The sequence below is a fragment of the Streptomyces sp. NPDC058576 genome (assembly GCF_042718715.1).
Lineage (GTDB): Bacteria > Actinomycetota > Actinomycetes > Streptomycetales > Streptomycetaceae > Streptomyces.
Window position 1 is genome coordinate 11,878 of record NZ_JBHXPF010000059.1, and the last position, 22,399, is coordinate 34,276.

Here is a 22,399-nt window from a genome sequence, read left to right on the forward strand (position 1 = left end):
CATCTCCCCGCGGCGGGCCGCCCCCCGCCGGCGCGCCCCAACAGCTTTACCCCGGCGCCCCCAGGCGTGGGGGTCCTGGCCCCCCCCCGCGCCCGGCCCCCCCCCCCACCCCGGCATGCCAGGGAGCCAGACGAAGAACAGGACGCGGACCGACCCATGAGGCCCGGGCGGACCCGGTGTCGCCGCGCCTTCGTGGCGTGCCCTCAGGAAACCTCGTCCGTTCGCTCTTCCTCGGCTCCCACCAGGGCCGATGCCACCAGGGCCACCGCTCGGTCCTGGTCGTGCGCCAGGTGTCGCAGGATTCCGTGCGCGGTGGTTCCCTCCAGCTCCACCAGCGCTTGGGTCAGACGGATCCGGGTCGCCGAGTCCGCGGTGGGCGCGGCGAGTTCGTCGGCCATGGCGGTCGCGATCACCGCCGCGCACTCGGGATCCCGGGACAGCGTTCCCAGGGCCTCCGCCGCGTCGACGTCGTTGGAACCCTCGACCACCATGCCGACGAGCGTCGGCACGGCCGCGGCCACGCCGTGTCCGCCCAGGACGACGGCGGCCCGCCCGCGCACGGTCGGGTCCGGGTCCCCCAGGGCGTCCGCGAGTACCGGGATCGCTCCTGGAGCGTCGGGCATCTCGGCGATGGCCAGCACCGCGCGGCGCCGGATGTCCACGTCCTCCGAGCGCGCGACGGCGGCCAGTGCCGCCACGCCCTCGCCGCCCGATCGGGCGAGCGCCCAGCGCAGCGCGCCGGCGACATGGGGGTCGGACTCGGCCAGGACCGCCCCGACCAGCAGCTCGGCGGGGACCGACACGTCCTCCGGCCCGCCCAGGACCGCCTGCTGCCGGCGCGCGGCGCTGGAGGAGTTGAGCTCCCGCATGAGTTCGACGACGCGGAGCACGTCCTGCCAGCCGGTGGGCGCCGACGCGTCGATCACGCGGAGCCGCTCCAGCAGCTCCTGCTCGCGCGCCAGGCGATCCTCCGTCCACTGGATGAGGTCACTGACCAGAGCGGACGGCGTGAAGGCCGGGTCCTCCAGCGCACGCCCGATCTGTTGGAGCGACAGCCCGAGGGACCGCAGGCTCTCCACATGGAAGATCCTGCGAACGTCCCCGGCCGAGTACTCGCGGTAGCCGCCGACGGTGCGGCCGGTCGGCCGGACCAGCCCCAGGGCGTCGTAGTGCCGGAGCATCCGGCTGCTCACCCCGGAACGACGGGCCACATCGCCGATCAGCAACTACGGTCTCCTAGCCTTCCGCGGCCTGGGCGGCCTGGTTCGGGTCGGTCTGCCCGGCCGGCTCGGCCGCCGCCCCGGGCGCGGTCGTCGCTCCGCCCTTGGCCGCCTTCTCGGCGGCCGCCTTGGCCGCCGCCTCTGCCTCGGCCGCCCGCTCCGGGCCGAGCCTGACCGTACGCTTCGCCTCTTCGATCGCCGCGTCGAACCCCGTCTCCGGGTCCTTCCGGAGCATCTCCGTGGCACGGGCGTGAGCCGCCACATCCGGGTCCGGGTGGTCCGCGGCCTTCTCCAGGGCGGGCCTGATCACGTCGCCCAGGTCGACGAACGCCCGGCTCAGGCTCAGCTGCACGCTGCGGTTGCCACGGCCGAGTTGCAGGACCAGCTCGTCGACCAGGTCCTTCTCATCCTCCTCGGGCACCAGGACGACCGCCACCCGCCAAGCGGTCCGCGCCACCTCGTCGTCGGCGTCGCGCAGATGGTCCCGGGTGATCCAGGGCCACGTGCTCTTGTCCTTGATCTTCGAGAGCGTGTGCAACGCCTGGCTGCGGGCCTGGTTGCGCTCGGAGTCGAGCTCCTTGCGGACGCGAGGGAGGGTGATCTCCGGCGAGAGGCGGATCAGCGCCCAGGACAGCATGTCCCGCACGAAGAAGTCGGGCTCGACCGCACACCGCTCGATGAGGGTCTCCACGAGCACGGGGTCGGGGTTCGAGCCCGCCGCCAGGGCGGCCTGGAGCCGGATCGAAGAGTCCTCGGCGCCCAGGGCGTTGATCATGCGGGTTTGCAGCGCGGTCACGTCGGTTGTGTTAATCGGGACCACCTCCTGGACACCAGTGGAAACCTTGTCATCGTGTCAAGGTCAAGCCCAGCTCGGCACGCCGCTCCGGCGGCTCCCACCAGTGCTGGTTCTCGCGGTACCAGGCGACCGTCTCGGCGCGCCCCGAGTCGAAATCCTTGCGCGGCCGGTAGCCCAGCTCCCGGGAGATCTTGGTGCAGTCCACCGAGTAGCGCCGGTCGTGGCCCTTGCGGTCGGTGACGTACTCGACCGACTCCCAGCCGGCCCCGCATGCCTCCAGCAGCAGGGAGGTCAGCTCCTTGTTGGTGAGTTCGGTGCCACAGCCGATGTTGTAGACCTCCCCGGGACGGCCCTTCGTGCGGACCTGCTCGATGCTCTGGCCGTGGTCGTCGATGTGCAGCCGGTCCCGGACGTTGAGCCCGTCCCCGTACAGCGGGACCGTGCGGCCCCGCATCAGCCGGGTGATGAACAGCGGGATCAGCTTCTCGGGGAAGTGGTGGTGGCCGTAGTTGTTGGAGCAACGGGTTACCCGGACATCGAGCCCGTGGATGCGGTGGTAGGAGAGGGCGATCAGGTCGGCGGCCGCCTTCGAGGCCGCGTAGGGCGAGTTGGGTGCCAGCGGATCGGTCTCGGGCCAGGAGCCGTGCGGGATGGACCCGTACACCTCGTCGGTGGAGATGTGCACGAAGACGCCCGCCCCGCGTGGTGCCGCAGCGCCGCGTCCAGCAGGACCTGCGTCCCGCCAACGTTCGTCCGGACGAACTCGGCGGCGCCCAGGATCGACCGGTCCACGTGCGACTCCGCGGTGAAGTGCACGATCTGGCCGTGCTCGGCCACCAGCCGGTCCACGGCCTCGGAGTCGCAGATGTCGCCCTGGACGAAGGAGAATCCGGGGTGGTCGCGTACCGGATCGAGATTGGCCGGATTGCCGGCGTAGGTCAGCTTGTCGAGGACGGTGACCCGTACTCCGGCGGGCCCCTGCGGGCCGAGCAGGGTGCAGACGTAGTGGGAACCGATGAAGCCCGCGCCGCCGGTGACAAGGATCCTGGTGTCCATCATGAGGAGATCCGCACCTTGCTGTGGTCCCCGAGCACGAGGCGGTGTGCCGCCGGTACGCCGGTGGCGGGCGTGACCTCGACGGCCCGCCCGATCAGGGAGCTCTCGATGCGGCGCACGCCCTGGATCGTGGCTCCGGCCAGGACGATGGAGAACTCGATCTCGCTGGCCTCGTCCACGAATCCCTCGACGCGTCCCATGACGCCTTCGAGGACCGCCCGGTTGACCTCCATGATGTCGATGACGTTTCCGGTGTCCTTCCAGTAGCCGGAGATGGTCGTGGAGCGGACGTCGCGTCCGTGGTCGATGAGCCACTGAAGGGCGTCGGTTATCTCCAGCTCACCGCGCGCGGACGGCTCGATCTCCTGCACCGCCTCGTGCACGGCCGGAGTGAACAGCAGGACGCCGACCACGGCGAGATCGCTGCGCGGGGCGGCCGGTTTCTCCTCCAGGGCCACCACCCTTCCCGAGACGTCGAGTTCGGCAACGCCGAATGCGGAGGGATCGCACACTTTGGTGAGGAGGATCTACAGCACGGGTTTGTTGGCCACGGGAACGAGCTGCTTGGCGTAGGAGTGGGTGATGGGCCGCAGGCGGGTTCCGGCCCCGCCGGACAGTACGAGAGCCTTCATATCGGCCAAGTCTAGGCCGCGGGACGCGACTGTCGCCCGTATTCCGCCACGAGGTCCGTTCATTGATTTCGTCACCGGATGCATTCCTGTCGGATCAGCTTGCCGAATCGCGGTCCTCCGCAGATACCGGGCGCGGTGGAGGGTGCGACAGAACGCGGCGGCGGGAGACCGGTTCGAGCGGCTGGTCCGGGCATCACGGAACCGTGGACCGTGGAGAGAGATGCCCCGGGCGACCCGCGCGGTCGCGCGCGGTACGAGGCGGCCGGTGGCGATCCGCCGTCGCCTCGGGGCGCTGACGCCGAAGGGCGCGTACCCGTCGCCGGAGCCGGCAGGGTTCCCGTCCGTCTCGCGGTGCCTTCGCGACCGGCTTCCGAGGTGACGGATCGCTGGTCGGACAGGGTGCGACCGGGCTGCCGCCCCCTCCGGCTCGGCCTCAAGTTCCGTTGTTTCGCGAGCACTTGTGAGCGAAGTCAGAACATCTCTGTGCGATCGGTGCGCATGTTTTTCCGGGATTCACCCGCCCGGAAGCGCGCACTACGGCATAGGATCATGCCGCGTGCCCCTGGGGCCCCTTCCGCCCCATCAGCACCACTCCCCCTACCGGCACACCCCCACCGAGCCCCCCACCGGCACCCCCACAACCCGTTAACAGGTATCCGCGTGTCCCCGATACTCGAGCCCGGTTCCGGCGACGGAGCCGCGCAGTGAAAATCAATCGTCGCCTCGTACTCCTCGTCAGCGCACCGCTCACCGTGGCCGTCGCCTTCTCGGTCCTGGCCCTCGCCCCCGCGACGCAGCAGGCGCTCCAGGCCGACCGACTGGCCACGATGGTCGAAGTCGCCGACGAAGCAAGTGAGTTGACCTACCGATTACAGCGTGAGCGGGCGGCGGCCACCGCCCTGGTCTCCGAACAGGGAGACGCGGAGACGTTCCGGTCACGTGCGGACGAGACCGACCGGAGCATCGCCGGATTCCGCAGCCGGACCGAGCGCCTCTCCGCGGTACCCGGCGGTGCCGAGGACGCGCTGGAGCGGATCGAGCGCTTCGCCGAGGAGATGCCCGGGCTGCGCGCCCAGGTGCGCTCGGGGAGCAGCACCGTCTCCGCTCTCGCCTTCGGCTACCGGATCGTGATCGCCGACCTCAACAGCTATCGCGACGGCATCGCGCAGGCGGACGGCGTGGACGCCGACATCGCGGACCGGATCCGCGCCGCGGCCGCCCTGTCCGAGGCCGCCGAGCACACGGCCCAGCAGCAGGTCACCGTGGCGAGGGCACAGGCCGCGGGCGGGTTCACCACCGCCTCGCAGCGAACCTTCGACGCCGGCCGGATGGGCTACACGGAGTCGATCGGCGCCATGTTCGACCTCGGACCCGGCGCCTGGCGTACCTGGCTGGAGCGCACCCTCTCCGGCGCGAAGGCCCTGGAGGCCCGGCGCCTGGAGGACGAGATCGGGCGCACGGGCGCCGGCAAGGACATCACGGTCACGCCGCCGGAGTGGCACAAGGCGGCCAACGACCGCCAGGAGCTGCTGCGTTCGGTGGAGAAACGCGTCGACGCGGCCGTCCTCGCCCAGGTCTCCGACGCACGCACGACCCTCATCTGGACGGCCGGCGCGGAGGTCGCGCTGGTGGTGCTGACCCTGGTCGGCGTCGTCGTGTTCGCTGTCCGCCTGGGGCACGTCATGATCCGGCGGCTGCGCGATCTGCGCAACGCCGCGCACGAGGTCGCCCACTCCGGTCTGCCCGCCGTGATGAGCGAGCTGTCCCAGCCCGGCGCGCTGCGCGGCGCGACGCCCGAGGAGGTGGCCCGGCGCACCGGCGATCCGGTCCGGACCACGGGCGAGGACGAGATCGGCGAGGTCGGTGAGGCGTTCAACGCCGTCCACCACGAGGCTGTCCGGCTGGCCGCACAACAGGCGCATGTGCACGATCAGTTGGCCGAGACACTGGTCGGCGTCGCGCGCCGGGGCGCCCGGCTGACCGCGGTCATGGTGTCCGAGCTGGACACGGTGCAGCGCGACGAGGCCGACCCGGTACGGATGAAGGCCCTCTTCGCTCTCGACCATCTCGCCGTCCGCATGGAGCGCAACACCAACAACCTGCTGGTGCTGGGCGGTTACGGAAACGCCCGGGTGCGCTCGGCCGATGTGGGGTGCTCCACCGTCATCGTGGCCGCCGCCCAGCAGATCGAACGGTTCGAGCGCGTCTCGCTCGGCGTGATCGAGTCGGGGATCGGCATCACCGCCCGCGCGGTGCACGACGTGGCGCACATCCTGGCGGAGCTGCTCGACAACGCCACCCGGTACTCGCCCCCGGACAAGCAGGTCGGGGTCGCCGTGTGGCGGCTGTGGGACCGGGCCGTCGTACAGATCGTCGACGAGGGCGTGGGCATCACGGCGGAGCGCCGCGCGGTCCACAACGCCGCGCTGCTCGAACCCCAGGCGGGCATCGGCGACGTACGGTCCATGGGGCTGCACGTGGTGGCACGGCTCGCCGCACGCCACGGCATCGTCGTCGAACTGCGCGACTCCTCAGGACCCGGCACCATCGCCGAGGTCACGCTGCCCGCGAAGGTGCTGGCCCCGGCCTTCGAGGAAGCCCAGGGGGCGCCGCAGCGCGAGCCTGGCAACGATGTCGGCTACGAGGCGCCCCGGCCGATCACACCGCCGGGGCCGCAGGGCCGCAGGCAGTCGGCCGGACCGGTGGTGTGGCCCGACCGCCACGGCGCCCCGGTAGGCGCGGGCGTCGGTACGGGGGTGAGCGCGAACGCCGGCAGGGACGACGGCACGGGCGTCGGTTCGGCCACGGGTCCGGGCGGCGGCGCCACCGGGGCCGCCGCTCCGGCAGACGGCGACCGGGAAACCCCGCCCGGCCACGACGGGCCCCGCGAGGGCGGGCCGGTCGGCGGCACGCGTGAGCGGGGGCAGCGCTCCACGCCCGCTCCGCATCCCGTGCACGACGAGCCGGCGGCCCGTGTCGCGGGAGTCAGTTCCGCTGGGCTGCCCCTGCGGCAGCGCAGAGCGCCTCAGCAGTGGCCCGCCGCGGGCAGACGGGACGGCGCGGAACAGCGCCCCGGCGCGGGTGCGCCGCGGCCGTCGCCCCGCCGCCGGGACTCCCGGCAGGTCTCCGACGTACTGGCGGCCTATGCCCAGGGGATCAACAGGAGCACGAACCACCGGGGGCGTTCCGCCCCGGACGACCACACCGAACGGACCGAGACATGACCACCTCCTCCGACCTGAGCTGGATCCTGAGCGATTTCGCCGGGCGTCTCCCGGAAGTCACCCGGGCGATAGCCGTGTCCGTGGACGGACTCGCGCTGGCGTACGCGGGCGTGGAACGCGACGACGCCGAGCGGCTGGCCGCCATCGCGTCCGGCGTCGTCAACCTGCTCTCCGCGGCTGCCCAGTTGACCGACACCGACCCGGTGGAGCACAGCCTCACCGCGATGGAGGGCGGCTACATGTTCTCGATGGCGGTCTCCAGCGGCGCCTCGCTGCTCGTCACCACCACGAGGGACGCGGACATCGGCGAGGTCAGCTACATGATGTCCGAACTGATCAACCAGGTCGGCGACTCGCTGTCTCCCCAGGTCCGCGATCCGAGCCTCCAGCCCCCTCGTTGACGGCTCTTCCGGCCTCCACGGCCCCCGGAACCACCGCACTCCCTCCCCGACCGCCACTCCCCCCGATGAGAGCCCTCATGTTCCCCTTCGCCCTCTCCACTCCCCGCCGCCGCAGAGTCCGCTTCCGCCCGGCCGGAGCCGCCGCCCTCGCCCTCGGCCTGGCCGCCGTCACCGGTTGCAGCGGCGACAGCGGCGCCGACGACGACACCGTGAAGGTCGGTCTGGTGGCGTCCCTGTCGGGCACCTACGAGCCGGTCGGCACGGAGCTGCGGGACGGCTTCAAGCTGTATCTGGACACCCATGGCAACAAGCTGGGCGGCCGCAAGGTCGAGCTGATCGTGGCGGACGAGGGCGACGGCCCGCCGACCGCCGTACCGGCCGCCACCAAGCTGGTCAAGAAGGACAAGGTAGACGTGTTGACGGGCCTCGTCGGCGGCGGCTCGGTGAACGCGGTGCTGCCCCTGACCCAGCAGGCCAAGATCCCCTTCCTGGGGTCGAACGCCCGGCCGCCGGTCAAGGACATCGAGTACGTGTGGACCACGAGCTTCCTGTCCGACGAACCGGGCAGGGCCATCGCCCCGTACATCAAGGAGAAGGTCGACGGGCCGGTCTACGCGATCGGCCCCGACTACCAGGGCGGTCACGACGAACTGCGCGGCTTCACGGACGAGTTCAAGCGGATCAAGGGGAAGCTCGCCAACCCGGACGGCGAGACCACCTGGACGCCGTTCCCGAAGACGACCAACTTCATGCCGTACTTCGCGGAGATAGCGAAGACCGACGCCAAGGCGGTGTACTGCTTCTACGCCGGCAAGGCCGCGATCGACTTCGCCAAGCAGTACGCCCAGTCGGACATCGCCGATCTGCCGCTGTACACGGCCTTCGTGACCGAGGGCAGCGTTCTCCAGGCGCAGGGACCGGCGGCGAAAGACATCTACTCCGTCCTGAACTACGCCGCCGACCTGGACAACGAGGCGAACCGCACGTTCGCCGCAGACTGGACGGCCGAGCACGACACGCAGCCCACCACCTACGCGATGGCGTCGTACGACGCGGCCGCCGTGCTGGACAAGGCGATCGCCGACGCGGCGAAGGACGGCGACGTGACGTCGCGGACCATCAACAAGGCCATCGCGGGTCTTGGCCAGATCGACAGCCCGCGCGGCGCCTGGGAGTTCGGCGACAAGGCCCACTCGCCGGTGCAGAGCTGGTACCTGCGCCAGGTGCGCCCGGACGGCGCGAAGTTGGCCAACGTCATGGTCCAGGACCTGGCCACGCTCGGCAGCTGACATGGAGCTCCTGGATGCCCACCTCGTACCGGCGGTGGACGGAGTGGCCTTCGGGCTGCTGCTGTTCGTGGTCGCCGCCGGTCTGAGCCTCGCCTTCGGCACGGCGGGTGTGCTGAATCTGTCGCACGGCACGCTGTACGCCATCGGCGCCTACACGGGGGCCGAGCTGAGCGACGGGACCTGGGGCGGTCTCGCCCTCGGCCTGGCCGCCGGAACGGCGGCGGCGTGCGTGGCCGGGGCGGCGCTGTCCGGCGCGACGGCCCCGCTCGCCCGGCGCGGGCATCTGGCGCAGGCGCTGCTGACGTTCGGGCTCGCCCTGATCGGCGGTGATCTGCTCATCCAGTTCTTCGGGGCGGACGAACTCCCCGTGCGCGTGCCCGAGGCGCTCGACTCCTCGGTGACGCTGCTCGGGCACCGCTACCCGGCGTACCGGCTCTGCTTCATCGTGATGGCCGTGCTGCTCGCGGGGTTCGGGACCTGGGTGCTGACCCGGACCCGGATGGGCGCGGCGGTACGGGCCGCCGCCGACGATCCGCAGATGCTCGCGGCCACCGGTCACAGCCCCCGGGCGGTGCACACCGGTGTCCTCGCGGCGGCGGGTGCGCTGGCCGGTGCGGCGGGGGTGCTCGGGGCGCCGATCATCGGCCCCGGGCACGGCACCTCCGAGAACGTGCTGATGCTGTCCCTCGTGGTGGTCGTGCTCGGCGGGCTGCGCTCGCTGTGGGCGACCTTCTTCGCGGCCGTCGCCGTGGGCGAGATGCAGACGCTGGGCGTCTCGGTGGCACCCGAGCTGGCGCCCTATCTGCTCTTCGCCGCGATGGCGGCGGTGCTGGTGCTGCGCTCCCGCTTCGCGGAACCGGCGGCGGCGCATGGCCCCGAGGGCACTGCCCCCGACCCGGTCGCCCGGCTGCGAAGCCGCCTCGCCACCGGGCTGCGGCGACGGCCGCTGCCCGCCTGGACCAGCCGGCTGCCGGGTGGGCCCGCGTGGCGGCAGGCGGCCCCGCTGCTCGTCCTGCTCGCGGTGCTGATCGCCCTGCCGGCCCTGCTCGACGCCTACAGCATCTCGCTGGCCGGCTCCGCTCTGGCGCTCGGGCTGCTCGCGGTCAGCGTCACGATCCTCACCGGCTACGCCGGGCTGCCCACCCTCGGGCAGACCGCGCCGTTCGCCGTGGGCGCGTACGCCACCGCGAATCTCGCGGACGCGGGGTGGACCGCGGGCCCCGTCCAGATCGTCCTCTCGGCGCTCGCCGCCGCCGTCTTCTCCGCGGTGGTGGGGCCCGCCGTGATCCGGGCCCGCGGCACGACCGTGCTGATGATCACGCTCGCGATCGGCGAACTGACCGGAGCGGTCGTCAACCAGCTCAAGTCCGTCACCGGCGGCGCGGACGGTCTCGTCGGGTTCCCGGCCACGCAGGCGCTGTGGGGCGGGGAGGGGATGCTGGAGGAGAGGGAGCTGTACACCTACGCGCTCGTCGTCGCCGCCGTCGCCGTGGCCCTCACCCTGCTCGTCCTGCGCTCCCCGGCGGGGAAGCTGCTGACCGGCACCCGGGGCGCCGAGGCGCGGATGCGCGCCTCCGGGCACCCGGTGGGGCGGTACCTGCTGGTGGCCCACGTCTGCGCGGGCGCGCTGGCCGGGGTGGGCGGTTCGCTGATGGTGACCGTCCAGCAGTACCTCTCTCCCGCCGACGTCGGGTTCGAGATCGCCGCGTTCGCGCTGCTGGCGGTGGTCATCGGCGGTACGACGTCGGTGATCGGCGCGCTGCTGGGCGCGGGGCTCATCGTCGCCACCCGGGACTGGGTCGCCGGTTCCTGGCCCGGCCACGGGCCGCTGCTGCTGGGCGTGTTGTTCGTCGCGACGGTGTACCTGCTGCCGCGCGGCCTCGCTGGTCTGCGCGGCGGCGGATCCGGCGGCGGGAGCGGGCCGCCGTCCGATACCTCCGGGTCCGAGGACCGGTCTCCGTCCGCGCCCGCCGCGCCCCCCGCCGGGAAGGTCTCCCCATGACACCCCCACCGACCGCACCGACCGCGTCGGCCGCTCCGGTCCTCGTCCTCGACCGGCTCACCCGCAGCTACGGCACGCTGACCGCCGTCGACGAGGTGAGTCTGCGGCTCCCCTCGGACGCCCGGCACGCCGTCATCGGGCCCAACGGAGCGGGCAAGACGACCCTGCTCAACCTGATCGCGGGCACCGACCGGCCCGACCACGGCACGATCGCCCTGGACGGCGCCGACATCACCCGGACGCCCACGGCGCAGCGGAGCCGTCTCGGCATCGCCCGCGGCTTCCAACAGCCGTCGGTCATAGCGGAGTTGTCGGTGCTGGACAACATCGTCCTGGCGGGCTGGCCGCACCATCCGCAGCGTCGCGGCGCCTGGCGCAGACCGTCCCGCTACCGGCTGCACAAGGAGTCCGCGGGCCGTCATCTGGAGACGGTCGGCCTCGCGGACCTGGCCCACCGGCCGGCCGCCACGCTCTCGCACGATCAGCGCCGCATGCTCGACCTCGCCGCCGCACTGGCGGGAGATCCCCGGCTGCTGCTCCTGGACGAGCCGGCGGCCGGGCTGACCGACGGCGACATCGGCCGACTGCTCGGCGTCATCGGAGCTCTGCCGTCGAGCGTCGCGGTCGTGCTGGTCGAGCACCATGTCGAGGTGGTCGCAGAACTCGCCACGTCCGTCACCGTGTTGACGGCAGGAAAAGTGCTCGTCGACGGACCGACCCAGGAGGTGCTGGCGCACCCCGAGGTCCGCGAGGCGTATCACGGGACGGGCCCGTCGACGGGCCCGGGCGGCGCCCCGGACCAGGGGATCCCGACCGTCTGCCCGTCCCCGACCGATGCGAGAGGATGACCGGCGCCCGATGCTCGAACTCACCGGCCTGACCGCGGGTTACCACGGCGGGACCGTCCTTCACGGCCTCGATCTGTCGGTGCCCGCCGGTACGGTCCACGCCGTCGTCGGCCACAACGGCGCCGGCAAGACGACCCTCGTCCACACCGTCGCCGGGCTGGTGCGGCCGAGCGCCGGAACCGTACGCCTGGACGGCCGCGAGGTGACCGGGCAGCCGGCGCACCGGATCGCCCGGGCCGGGATCGGGCTCGTACCGCAGGGCCGCCGGGTGTTCGCCGGGCTCACCGTCGACGAGCACCTGCGGCTGTCCCACCGTCCGCCGCGCCGCGGCGACACGACGCGCCCCAGTGTGTGGACGCCCGCACGCGTCCTTGAGCTGCTGCCGCGGCTGGGCGAGCGCCGGGGCAACCGGGGCACGGACCTGTCCGGCGGCGAACAGCAGATGCTGGCGCTGGCCCGCGCGCTGCTGGGCTCGCCGCGGGTGCTGCTGCTCGACGAGCCCACGGAGGGTCTCGCGCCCGTACTCGTGCGCCGGACCGATGAGTTGGTGACGACGCTGGCGGCCGAGGGCATCGCCGTACTGCTGGTGTCCCCCAGCCCCGCCCAGGCCGTCGAGCGCGCGCGTACGCTCACGGTCCTCACGTCGGGGCGGATGACGCTGCGCGTGGACGGGGAGGACGCCCGCGCCGACGCCGGCGCACTGCACGCGGCGCTGGAACTGACGGCGACGGCGACGGGGACCTGAGGAGCAGGGCTCTACCGGGGCGGGGAACGGCCGGACCCCGCCGGCACCCCGCGCCCCGCACCCCGCACCCCGCACCCCACGCCCGGCGCCTACCGGCCTTTCATGCTGTGCCCGCCGAAGCCGCTGCGTCGGTCGGATCCGCTGTTCTGTTCCTGCCACCACGTGTCGAACGCGGCCTGATCCATGGCGTGCCAGTCGGGTGTGTTCTCGACCTGCGCGTCACCCATCCGGCGGGCGAGCGCGACCATGGCGGCCCCCACGGGTCCGCGCCGGGCGTCGTAGCTCTCCAGGACCTCTTTCCAGCTGTCCCCGGCCACCCAGGCGGCCTCCAGCGCGGTGGCGTCCTGGAGCGCCTTCACGCTGCCGCCGCCGATGTGCGGCCGGGCGACGCTGGCGGCGTCGCCGACGAGCGCCATCCGGCCGGAGGTGTAGTGCGGCACCTCCAGGTCGTAGATGGGCTGGATGAAGGTGGTCTCGGCGGGGGTGCGGAGCACGCGGGCCGCCCAGTACGGCGGGAAGTGCTCGGCGACCAGGGCGCGCAGATGCGCGGTCAGCTCGGAGTTGAGCCTGCCCGGCGGCAGGGACGTGGGGGTCCGCAGGTCCGGGTGGAGGCCGTCGACCTGCGGAGGCGCGGTGTAGAGCACCCAGTTGAGCCGGTGTCCGCCGGCACCGTCCGGGATGCGGTAGATCATGCAATGGCCGCCGGGGAAGACGATGTTGTGCGCGTCGTGGCCGTCCGACGGAAGGTCCGCGACGTCCGGCGACGTGCCGCGCCAGCCGATGTACCCGGCGTACGCGGCGTCCGCCCCGGGGAACATGGCCTCGCGGACGACGGAGCGGTATCCGTCGGCCCCGATCACCACGTCGAAGTGCTCCTCGTACCCGTCCGCCAGCCGCAGCGTGACACCGTCGGCGTCCGGTTCGACGGCGGTGACCACGGTCCCGGACCGGTAGGACACCCCCTCGGGCACCCGGCGGCGCAGCTCGCTCCAGAGGGACCCCCAGCTGTACGCCCGGAAGGGGAACGGCTGCTCGCCGACGACCCGGCCCGGGTCGGCCTCGCCGTCGCGCACGCTCCACACCCGCCGGGTGAGCGGCGCCCAGGGCATCTCGGGGGCCACGTATCCGGCGTCCCGCAACTCGTCGTACCGGTCGCTGTGGAGGGCTATTCCCACCCCTCTGTCACCGAGCCGGGCGTCGGCGCGCTCCAGTACGGTGACCCGCTCGGCTCCCCCGCGCGACGCTGCGAGGGCCGCGGCACACCCCGCTATGCTCCCGCCGACGACGGCGACGCTGCCTCCACGCATGACTGGCACTCCACTCACTCGGTGTTCTGGGGCTTCCGGCGGGCAGATCGAACGCTGTCGTCGCGACGGCGCGAACGGCCGCACATCGCCCCGCATCAGCGGCTGTTGACCGACCCGTGACCTGCGGTCAGGGGCCGGGGCGGATCCTATCGGGGCGGGTGCCGGCCTCGCGGGCCCGGGCGATCGGACGGTGCACGGGCGCGGGCGATCGGACGGTGCACGGGCGGATGGTCCAAGCCGAATAGCAGAGACCGGCCGCGAGCAGGTAGCAGGATCCCGAGAGGCACGGCCATCACCCGGCGGAGGCACCCGTGTCCTCAGCCATGTGACGGCTTCCCACGGGGTCGGACATCAGCGCATCGCCCCTTCGGGGTGGCAGCACCCGGCCCGCCCCGGACTCTCCCAGATCGGCGAGCCCCTACCCGCGGCTCCCGGCGAAGCCCCGGTCCTCCGCTGCTCCGATCGGCCCCGCCCGCGCTGCGCGCCCGCACGGCCGCCCTTACCGTCTGTGCTGACGTCGTGGCGCAGGGAGCCGGTCGTCGCCGTGGCCCGCACCGGTGGGCGCGCGGCCCGCCCCCGTACAGGAGGAGCCCATGCCGGAGCTGTTCATCGATGGCCGGTGGACCGCCGCCGCCGAGGGGCGGACGCGGGAGATCCGCTGTCCGGCCGACGGCACGCCGGTGGCCACCGTCGACGAGGGCGGGGTCCAGGACGCCGACGCCGCCGTCGCCGCGGCCCGGCGGGCCTTCGACGAGGGGCCGTGGCCGGGGACGCCCGCCGCCGAGCGGGGGCGGCTGCTGCTGCGGGTCGCGGAGCTGCTGGAGCGGGACAAGGACGTCTTCGCCCGGGCCGAGTCGCTGGACACCGGCAAGCGGCTGGTCGAGAGCGCGTACGACATGGACGACATCGCGAACTGTTTCCGGTACTTCGGCGAGCTCGTCGCGGCCGGAGACGGGGGCCGCGTCGTCGACACCGGGCTCGCGGACGTCGACAGCCGGGTGGTGCACGAACCCGTCGGCGTCTGCACGCTCATCACGCCGTGGAACTATCCGCTGCTCCAGACCGCGTGGAAGGTCGCCCCGGCGCTCGGGGCCGGCAACACGTTCGTCCTCAAGCCGAGCGAGCTGACCCCGCACACCGCCATCCTGCTCATGCGGCTGCTGGACGAGGCCGGGCTGCCCGCCGGGGTCGCCAATCTGGTGCTCGGGGCCGGGGCTGTGGTGGGCGCACCGCTGACCGAGGATCCGCGGGTGGACATGGTGTCGTTCACCGGGGGGCTCGTCACCGGGCGGCGCATCATGGCGGCCGCCGCGCCCACCGTGAAGAAGGTCGCCCTGGAGCTGGGCGGCAAGAATCCCAACATCGTCTTCGCCGACGCCGACTTCGAGACCGCCGTCGACTACGCGCTCATGGCGGTCTTCCTGCACTCGGGGCAGGTCTGCTCCGCCGGGGCCCGGCTCCTCGTGCAGGACGAGCTGCACGACCGGTTCACCGACGAGCTGGTGGCGCGGGCGGGCCGGATCAAGCTCGGCGGGCCGTTCGACGAGGACGCCCGCAGCGGTCCGCTGATCTCCGCCGCGCACCGCGACAAGGTCGAGGCGTACGTGGCGGAGGGCATCGCCGAGGGGGCGGTGCTGCGCTGCGGGGGCGCGCGGCCCGACGATCCGGCGCTGGCGGGCGGCTTCTACTACCCGCCCACCGTGCTCGACGAGTGCGCCACCTCGATGTCCGTGGTGCGGGACGAGTCGTTCGGTCCGGTGCTCACCGTCGAGCGGTTCCGGGACGAGGACGACGCGGTCCGGCTGGCCAACGACACCGTGTACGGGCTGGCGGGGGCCGTCTGGACGCAGGACGGCGGGCGCGCCCACCGGGTGGCCTCGCGGCTGCGGGCGGGCACCGTGTGGATCAACGACTTCCATCCCTACGTACCGCAGGCGGAGTGGGGCGGCATGAAGCAGTCCGGTTTCGGCCGCGAGCTGGGTCCGGCCGGGCTCGCCGAGTACCAGGAGGCCAAGCACATCTGGCGCAATGTCGCGGCGACCCCGCAGCGGTGGTTCGAATGAGCCGCGCCAAGGGGCCCGAGGGCCGGGACGCGGACAGCGTCCACGACGACGCCGCGCTCGGCGAGATGGGCTACAAGCCCGAACTCAAGCGCACGCTCGGCAACTTCCACACGTTCGCCGCCGGGATCAGCTACATCTCGATCCTGACCGGCACCTTCCAGCTGTTCTACTTCGGCGTCAGCTTCGGCGGTCCCGCCTACTGGTGGTCCTGGCCGATGGTCTTCTGCGGGCAGTTGATGGTGGCCCTGTGCTTCTGCGAGCTGGCGGCCCGCTATCCGGTGGCCGGTTCGGTCTACAACTGGGCCAAGAAGATGGGCGGTCCGCACGTCGGCTGGCTCGGCGGCTGGATGATGATGACGGCCACCATGGTCACCCTGTCGGCCGTGGCGCTGGCCTACCAGATCACGCTGCCGCAGATCGACGACTGGTTCCAGTTCGTGGGCGACGGGAGCGGCAAGAACGACCAGGCGGCCAACGCCGTGCTGCTCGGCTCCGTGCTGATCCTGTTCTCCACGCTGGTCAACGCGTTCGGCGTCAAGCTCATGGCCCGGATCAACTCCGCGGGCGTCTTCATCGAGCTGATCGCCGCGGTCCTGCTCATCATCTTCCTGGCGGCCCACATCACCCGCGGCCCCAGCACCGCCCTGACGGAGACGTACGGGCTGGGCAGCGGCCAGTCGCTGGGCTACTTCGGGGCGTTCCTGACCGCGTCACTGGCCTCCGCCTATGTGATGTACGGCTTCGACACCGCGTCCTCGCTCGGCGAGGAGTCGCACAACCCGGGCCGCAACGCGCCTCGCGCCATTCTGCGGGCGCTCATCGCCTCCTTCCTGATCGGCGCGTTCATCCTGCTCTTCGCGCTGCTCTCGGTGCCGGACCTGGAGGCCGAGGAACTCTCCACGGGCGGACTCCAGTACGTGGTGCTGGCGACGCTCGGCGACACGATCGGGGAGATCTTCCTCTGGGCGGTGGTCGTCGCGATCACGGTCTGCGTGCTGGCCGTGCAGGCGGCCGGGATCCGGCTGATGTTCGCCATGGCGCGGGACAACAACCTGCCCGCCGGATCGAAGCTGGCCAAGGTCAGTCCCCGGTTCAAGACGCCCGTGGTGCCCGCCGTGCTGATCGGGGTGGTGGGCGTCGTCATCCTGGTCGTGAACATCAACCAGCCGCAGATCTTCTCGGTGATCACCAGCATCGCGATCATCATGATCTACGTGGCCTATCTGCTGGTCACCGTGCCCATGCTGCTGCGGCGGCTGCGCGGCGACTGGCAGCCCCGCGAGGGCGCGTTCACGCTCGGCCGCTGGGGACTGCCCATCAACGTGCTCGCGGTGCTCTGGGGCGCGGCCATGTCGCTCAACCTGGCCTGGCCGCGCGCCGAGGTGTACAACGCGACCGGCCCGCAGCACTGGTATCTGCGCTGGGGCGCGTTCCTGTTCATCGGCGTCGTCGCGCTCGGCGGCTTCGCCTACTACTGGTTCGTCCAGCGGCACCGTACGGGAGTGCTCGCCGAGCACCGGTTCGAGGGCGCGGAGCCCACCGACCCCACCACCCCCGCCGGCCCCACCGCTCCCCCGCCGGCCGCCTGAATCCTGGAGATCCCGATGCCCGAAGAGAGCTCTGTGCCCACGTTCGACTACGTCGTGGTCGGCGGCGGCACGGCCGGCGCCGTCATCGCCGCCCGGCTCACCGAGGACCCCGACGTCACCGTCTGCGTACTGGAGGCGGGCCCCTCGGACGTCGGGGACGACAGCATCCTGCGGCTGGACCGGTGGATGGCGCTGCTGGAGTCCGGTTACGACTGGGACTATCCGGTGGAGCCGCAGGAGCGGGGCAACAGCTTCATGCGGCACGCCCGCGCCAAGGTGCTCGGCGGCTGCTCCTCGCACAACTCCTGCATCGCCTTCTGGGCCCCGGCCGAGGACCTCGACGAGTGGGGCGCGCTGGGCTGTACGGGGTGGAGCGCGGCCGACTGCTTCCCGCTCTACCGGCGGCTGGAGACCAACGACGCGCCCGGCGACCACCACGGCCGCTCCGGTCCGGTCACCATCCGGACCGTGCCGCCGCGCGACCCGTGCGGTACGGCGCTGCTGGAGGCGTGCGCGGCGGCGGGCATCCCCACCGTCCCGTTCAACACGGGCTCCACCGTGCTGCGGGGCGCGCACTGGTTCCAGATCAACGCCCGCGAGGACGGGACCCGTTCCTCGGCCTCGGTGTCGTATCTGCACCCGGTGCTGGGGAAGCGGCCCAACCTGGAGGTACGGACGGGGCTCCAGGCGAAGCGGCTGCTGTTCGAGGGCGAGCGGTGCACCGGCGTGGAGTACCTGGAGCCCGACACCGTGCACAGCGGTGCGGTGCACGCCCGGCGCGAGGTGATCGTCTCCTGCGGGGCGATCGACTCCCCGAAGCTGCTGATGCTGTCCGGCATCGGCCCGGCCGGGCATCTTCGGGAGAGCGGGGTGGACGTGCGGGTGGACGCCCCCGGCGTCGGCTCGCACCTCCAGGACCACCCGGAGGGCGTGATCATGTGGGAGGCGAAGCGGCCCATGGTCTCCGCCTCCACCCAGTGGTGGGAGATCGGGATCTTCGCGGACACCGAGGAGGGGCTGGACCGGCCGGACCTGATGTTCCACTTCGGGTCGGTGCCGTTCGACCTGAACACCTACCGGCGCGGCTATCCGACCTCGGACAACGCGTTCTGCCTGACCCCGAACGTCACCCGCGCCCGGTCCCGGGGCACCGTGCGGCTGCGGACCCGGGACTTCCGGGACAAGCCCCGGGTCGATCCGCGCTACTTCACCGACGAGCACGACGTACGGGTGATGACGCACGGGCTGCGGCTGGCGCGGGAGATCGTGGGGCAGCCCGAGATGGCCGCGTGGGCCGGGGCAGAGCTGGCTCCGGGGCCCGGCGCGACCACGGACGCGGAGCTGTTCGACTACATCCGCGAGACGCACAACACCGTCTACCACCCGGCCGGAACCGTCCGCATGGGCCCGGCGGACGACCCGGACTCGCCGCTCGACCCCCGGCTGCGGGTGAAGGGCGTCACGGGGCTGCGGGTGGCCGACGCCTCTGTCATGCCGCTCCTGCCGACGGTCAATCCGTGCATCACCACGATGATGATCGGCGAGAAGTGCGCCGATCTGATCAAGGAAGGCTGAGCTCCGGCCCGCCGCCTCCCGACCGTTCGCACCCTTATTCGCACACCTGCTCGAATAGCGTTACGCTCTCCCCATGGGCGTACACCTGCAAAGCTCGCTTTTCGACCAGGAGGCCGAGGTCGGCACCCGCCCGCTGAGCGGACTGCGACGTACCGATCTCGGCCATGGGGCCTGGATCGACGTGCTGCCGCAGTGGCTCCGGGGTGCGGACACGCTGTTCGAGACGCTGGTGCGCGACGTCGCCTGGCGGGCCGAGCAGCGCGTCATGTACGAGCGTGTGGTGGCGGTCCCCCGGCTGCTGGCCTTCTTCGGCCGCCGCGACCCCCTGCCCCACCCCGCCCTGGGGGCCGCCCGCACCGAGCTCGGCGAGCACTACGCGGCCGAACTGGGCGAACCCTTCACCACGGCGGGGCTGTGCTTCTACCGCGACGGCCGGGACGGGGTCGCCTGGCACGGGGACACCACCGGCCGGGGCAGCACCGAGGACACGATGGTCGCGATCCTCTCGCTGGGAGCGCCCCGGCACCTCGCGCTGCGGCCGCGCCGCCCGGGCCCCGCCCCCGTCCGCAGGCCGCTCGGCCACGGCGACCTGATCGTCATGGGCGGCAGCTGCCAGCGCACCTGGGAGCACGCGATCCCCAAGACCGCCCGGGCCGTCGGACCGCGCGTCAGCGTGCAGTTCCGGCCCGACGGAGTGCGCTGACCCCGGCATCCCCCGGCGCACCGCGGTTGTGCGGGTCCCGGGCAGGGCCGATTCTGAAAGTAATGAACCGGGCCGGTGTCGCGCCGTGAGCGCGGCGAGCACGGCGGAGAGCGCCGATTTCCGTGGACCCCTGGACATCACCAGGGCGGCCACGGTGGTCCTGGACGCCGAGAGCACGGTCGTCGGCTGGAGTCCCGCGGCAGCCGAGCTCCTCGGCTACCGCCCGGCCGAGGTCCTGGGGCGGCCGCTGAGCGCGTTCCTGTCGGTGCGCCCGGTCGGTGACACTCCCCCGGCCGAATCATCCGGAACGACCACTGCCGACATCGGCCCGCCGTCCCTCGTCGGCAACGAGATCCATGTGGCACGCGCCCGGGACGGCCGTGAGCTGCTGGTGGCGACGGCGACGTGCCCGCTGCCGGGCGGGGCCGCGGGCAACGGCGCAGGCGCTCCGGACCGGATCCTGGTGGCGGCCGAGGTGAGGGAGCTGCGGCACTGGGAATCGCGGCTCGCCCTGCTCCACGGGCTGGCCACCCAGTCACCCGTGGGACTGGCGATCTACGACACCGACCTGCGCCTGACCTGGAGCAACACGGCGTACGAACGGGAGATCGGGCAGCCGCTGGCCACGTTCCGGGGCAAGCGCGCCGACGAGTTGTACTCCGGGGGCTCCTTCGTGACCCCGGGCTATCCGCAGACGCTCGACGGCGTCATGCACCAGGTGCTCGACACGGGCGAACCGATTCTCGACCTGCACTTCCGGGGGCAGCAGCCCAGCGACCCGGGGCGGGACCACCTGTGGTCCTGCGCCTACTACCGGCTGGAGGACGCTCACGGGCACGTGTTCGGCGTGTGCGAGGACGCGTTCGACATCACCGACCGCTACCGGGTCCAGGAGCGGCTGACACTCCTCGTGGAGGCCGGCCGCAGGATCGGCACGGTCCTGGACGTGGCCACCACCGCCGAGGAGATCGCCGAGGTGGCCGTGCCGGACTTCGCGGCGACCGTACGGGTCGACGTCACGCGGGCCGCGGTGACCGGGGAGACGGCGGCGGTGGGCAGCCCGGCGGACATGTCCCTGCTGAGGGTCGCGGAACGGTCGGACCCGGGACCCGCGGCGCCGGACCCCGGCCTCCTGGATTCCGGACAGCCGGAGCCCGCCGTCCCGGAGCCCCCCGCCTCGGCCCGCGCAGCCCCGGACCCAGCCGTCCCGGACGCAGCCCTCCCGGAGCCCGCCGCCTCGGATCCGCCCGTCTCGGACCCTTCCGGCTCGGACTCCGCCGCCCCGGCCCGCCTGGCTCCGGGCCCAGCCGCCTCGGACCCCGCGGCCCCGGACCTCGCAGCTCCGGACTCCATCGCCCCGGCCCCCGCCGCCCCGGAGACGGACCCGCGTACGGCGCGGGGCTCCGCCGGCCCGGGCGACGACCGGCATCCGTATCCGCCGGTCGTCTATCCGCCCGGGTCCCCGCAGAACCGCAGCCTGTCCTCGGGCGGGCTCGTGCTCGACGAGGGCACCCTGGTCGTCCCGCTGCGGACCGGGGGCGGCATCCTCGGGCTCGTCACCTTCGACCGGGGCGTCCGCCCCGACGCCTCGGGCCGCACGCCCGCCCCCGACCGGGCGACCACGTTCGACAACGGCGAGGTCGCCCTGGCCGACGAGCTGGCGGCCCGGGCCGCGGTCTGCATCGACAACGCGCGCCGCTACACCCGCGAGCGCACCGCGTCCCTCGCCCTCCAGCGGCAGTTGCTGCCCCACCATCTGCCGCCGCAGTCCGCGGTCAGCACCGCCTACCGCTATCTGCCCGCCGACGATGTGACCGGCGTCGGCGGGGACTGGTTCGACGTGATCCCGCTGTCCGGGACCCGGGTCGGCCTCGTGGTGGGGGACGTGGTCGGGCACGGCCTCCAGGCAGCCGCCACCATGGGGCGGCTGCGCACCTCCGTACGGGCCTTCGCCCAGCTCGACATGGCCCCCGACGAGCTGCTGACCCGGCTCGACGACCTGGTGGGGCAGCCCGCGGAGGACCGTCTCGACGCGTACGGCGGCGCCGTCGAGACGTACGACGTGACCACCGGGGCGACCTGCCTGTACGCGGTCTACGACCCGGTCTCCCGGCGGTGTGTCATGGCCCGTGCCGGGCATCTGCCCCCGGCGATCGTCGACCCCGACGGCCGGGTGTCCTTCCCGGACCTGCCCGCCGGGCCACCGCTGGGCCTGGGCGGGCTGCCGTTCGAGTCGATGGAGTGCGACCTACCGGTGGGCAGCCTGCTGGCGCTGTTCACCGACGGCCTGGTCGAGGCCCGGGACCACGACATCGGCCACGGCCTCGACACGCTGGGCCGGGTGCTCGGCGACCGCTCCGCGTCCCTGGAGGAGCTGTGCGACCGGGCGGTGTCCGAGCTGGTGCCCGGCGGCACGAGCGCCGACGACACGGCCCTGCTCCTGGTCCGCACCCGCGAGCTCGACGCGGAGCGGGTCGCCGACTGGGAGCTGACCGCCGAGGCGGTGTCGGTGAGCCGCGCCCGCGAGCTGGCCACCGGACAACTGGAGGCCTGGGGCCTGGAGGAGCTGGTGTTCGCGACCCAGCTGGTCGTCAGCGAGCTGGTCACCAACGCGGTCCGGTACGCGGGCGGGCCGCTGGGTCTGCGCCTCATCCGGGACCGCACGCTGGTGTGCGAGGTCGCGGACACCGGGCACACCTCCCCGCATCTGCGGCACAGCGCGGAGGACGACGAGGGCGGGCGCGGCCTGTTCATCGTGGCTCAGCTCGTGCAGCGATGGGGCACGCGGTACACCCCGACCGGGAAGACCATCTGGACCGAGCAGGCCCTGCCGCCGGCCGGAGAGGACTGACCCGGCTCCGCTCGGGCCGTGCCACTTTGTTGACAACCCAACAGACTTGGACTTAGGTATGCCTTACCTAAGTTGACTGGGTGTCCGTGGTTCTGGTT

Annotated in this window: 14 protein-coding genes and 2 pseudogenes; 11 read left to right on the top strand and 5 right to left on the bottom strand. The window is 72.6% G+C overall.

The annotated features are described in order from the left end of the window. Positions 1–203: 203 nt before the first annotated feature. The 4 genes and pseudogenes from ACFWRV_RS29825 to ACFWRV_RS29840 all read right to left on the bottom strand — a co-directional run bounded on the left by ACFWRV_RS29825 (position 204) and on the right by ACFWRV_RS29840 (position 3,704). Positions 204–1,226, bottom strand: coding sequence for a MerR family transcriptional regulator (locus tag ACFWRV_RS29825; protein ID WP_384338892.1), 1,023 nt, complete (start codon positions 1,224–1,226; stop codon positions 204–206). A 10-nt stretch (positions 1,227–1,236) separates the two neighbouring features. After that, positions 1,237–2,016 (bottom strand): HEAT repeat domain-containing protein, encoded by a 780-nt coding sequence (locus ACFWRV_RS29830; RefSeq protein WP_384338893.1) that lies wholly within the window; start codon positions 2,014–2,016, stop codon positions 1,237–1,239. Positions 2,017–2,065: 49 nt separating this feature from the next. Further along, a pseudogene (rfbB, locus tag ACFWRV_RS29835) lies at positions 2,066–3,072 on the bottom strand (dTDP-glucose 4,6-dehydratase). Next, positions 3,072–3,704, bottom strand: a pseudogene (locus ACFWRV_RS29840) (sugar phosphate nucleotidyltransferase). The pseudogenes rfbB and ACFWRV_RS29840 overlap by 1 nt, the downstream one beginning before the upstream one ends. Positions 3,705–4,408: 704 nt before the next feature. Between ACFWRV_RS29840 and ACFWRV_RS29845 the strand changes: the two are divergent. The 6 genes from ACFWRV_RS29845 (at position 4,409) to ACFWRV_RS29870 (ending at position 12,213) form a co-directional block, all read left to right on the top strand. After that, entirely contained in the window at positions 4,409–6,928 is a 2,520-nt protein-coding gene (locus ACFWRV_RS29845) for a nitrate- and nitrite sensing domain-containing protein (protein ID WP_384338895.1), read from the top strand. Then, positions 6,925–7,329 carry a roadblock/LC7 domain-containing protein gene (locus tag ACFWRV_RS29850; protein ID WP_384338896.1) on the top strand — a complete coding sequence of 135 codons (405 nt, stop codon included), beginning with the start codon at positions 6,925–6,927 and terminating at the stop codon, positions 7,327–7,329. Before ACFWRV_RS29845 ends, ACFWRV_RS29850 begins: the two co-directional genes overlap by 4 nt. A 77-nt stretch (positions 7,330–7,406) precedes the next feature. Further along, complete coding sequence (locus ACFWRV_RS29855) at positions 7,407–8,618, top strand: ABC transporter substrate-binding protein (protein WP_384338898.1); 1,212 nt, start codon at positions 7,407–7,409, stop codon at positions 8,616–8,618. A gap of 1 nt (position 8,619) precedes the next feature. Continuing rightward, on the top strand, positions 8,620–10,620 hold the full coding sequence (locus tag ACFWRV_RS29860) for a branched-chain amino acid ABC transporter permease (protein WP_384338899.1): 2,001 nt from the start codon (positions 8,620–8,622) through the stop codon (positions 10,618–10,620). After that, positions 10,617–11,468, top strand: coding sequence for an ABC transporter ATP-binding protein (locus tag ACFWRV_RS29865; RefSeq protein WP_384338900.1), 852 nt, complete (start codon positions 10,617–10,619; stop codon positions 11,466–11,468). The genes ACFWRV_RS29860 and ACFWRV_RS29865 overlap by 4 nt, the downstream gene beginning before the upstream one ends. A gap of 10 nt (positions 11,469–11,478) precedes the next feature. Further along, positions 11,479–12,213, top strand: coding sequence for an ABC transporter ATP-binding protein (locus tag ACFWRV_RS29870; protein ID WP_384338902.1), 735 nt, complete (start codon positions 11,479–11,481; stop codon positions 12,211–12,213). A gap of 89 nt (positions 12,214–12,302) precedes the next feature. On the opposite strand, the gene ACFWRV_RS29875 is transcribed toward ACFWRV_RS29870, so the two are convergent. After that, positions 12,303–13,520, bottom strand: coding sequence for an FAD-dependent monooxygenase (locus ACFWRV_RS29875; RefSeq protein ID WP_384338903.1), 1,218 nt, complete (start codon positions 13,518–13,520; stop codon positions 12,303–12,305). A 593-nt stretch (positions 13,521–14,113) separates the two neighbouring features. Between ACFWRV_RS29875 and ACFWRV_RS29880 the strand changes: the two genes are divergently transcribed. The 5 genes from ACFWRV_RS29880 to ACFWRV_RS29900 all read left to right on the top strand — a co-directional run bounded on the left by ACFWRV_RS29880 (position 14,114) and on the right by ACFWRV_RS29900 (position 22,301). Next, positions 14,114–15,583, top strand: coding sequence for an aldehyde dehydrogenase family protein (locus tag ACFWRV_RS29880; RefSeq protein ID WP_384338904.1), 1,470 nt, complete (start codon positions 14,114–14,116; stop codon positions 15,581–15,583). Beyond that, positions 15,580–17,172, top strand: a complete 1,593-nt coding sequence (locus ACFWRV_RS29885) for an APC family permease (protein ID WP_384338906.1) — start codon at positions 15,580–15,582, stop codon at positions 17,170–17,172. Before ACFWRV_RS29880 ends, ACFWRV_RS29885 begins: the two co-directional genes overlap by 4 nt. Positions 17,173–17,187: 15 nt before the next feature. Beyond that, positions 17,188–18,747 (top strand): GMC family oxidoreductase, encoded by a 1,560-nt coding sequence (locus ACFWRV_RS29890; RefSeq protein WP_384338907.1) that lies wholly within the window; start codon positions 17,188–17,190, stop codon positions 18,745–18,747. Positions 18,748–18,820: 73 nt separating this feature from the next. Beyond that, entirely contained in the window at positions 18,821–19,450 is a 630-nt protein-coding gene (locus ACFWRV_RS29895; protein WP_384338909.1) for an alpha-ketoglutarate-dependent dioxygenase AlkB, read from the top strand. Between the two features lie 85 nt (positions 19,451–19,535). Beyond that, positions 19,536–22,301, top strand: a complete 2,766-nt coding sequence (locus tag ACFWRV_RS29900; protein WP_384338910.1) for a SpoIIE family protein phosphatase — start codon at positions 19,536–19,538, stop codon at positions 22,299–22,301. Positions 22,302–22,399: the final 98 nt, after the last annotated feature.

What these genes read in the sequence shown, in the direction of transcription:
- ACFWRV_RS29885 (WP_384338906.1), top strand. Translation starts at nt 15,580, where the DNA reads ATGAGCCGCGCCAAGGGGCCCGAGGGCCGGGACGCGGACAGCGTCCAC.
- ACFWRV_RS29855 (WP_384338898.1), top strand. Translation starts at nt 7,407, where the DNA reads ATGTTCCCCTTCGCCCTCTCCACTCCCCGCCGCCGCAGAGTCCGCTTC.
- ACFWRV_RS29870 (WP_384338902.1), top strand. Translation starts at nt 11,479, where the DNA reads ATGCTCGAACTCACCGGCCTGACCGCGGGTTACCACGGCGGGACCGTC.
- ACFWRV_RS29860 (WP_384338899.1), top strand. Translation starts at nt 8,620, where the DNA reads ATGGAGCTCCTGGATGCCCACCTCGTACCGGCGGTGGACGGAGTGGCC.
- ACFWRV_RS29895 (WP_384338909.1), top strand. Translation starts at nt 18,821, where the DNA reads ATGGGCGTACACCTGCAAAGCTCGCTTTTCGACCAGGAGGCCGAGGTC.
- ACFWRV_RS29865 (WP_384338900.1), top strand. Translation starts at nt 10,617, where the DNA reads ATGACACCCCCACCGACCGCACCGACCGCGTCGGCCGCTCCGGTCCTC.
- ACFWRV_RS29890 (WP_384338907.1), top strand. Translation starts at nt 17,188, where the DNA reads ATGCCCGAAGAGAGCTCTGTGCCCACGTTCGACTACGTCGTGGTCGGC.
- ACFWRV_RS29880 (WP_384338904.1), top strand. Translation starts at nt 14,114, where the DNA reads ATGCCGGAGCTGTTCATCGATGGCCGGTGGACCGCCGCCGCCGAGGGG.
- ACFWRV_RS29875 (WP_384338903.1), bottom strand. Translation starts at nt 13,520, where the DNA reads ATGCGTGGAGGCAGCGTCGCCGTCGTCGGCGGGAGCATAGCGGGGTGT.
- ACFWRV_RS29850 (WP_384338896.1), top strand. Translation starts at nt 6,925, where the DNA reads ATGACCACCTCCTCCGACCTGAGCTGGATCCTGAGCGATTTCGCCGGG.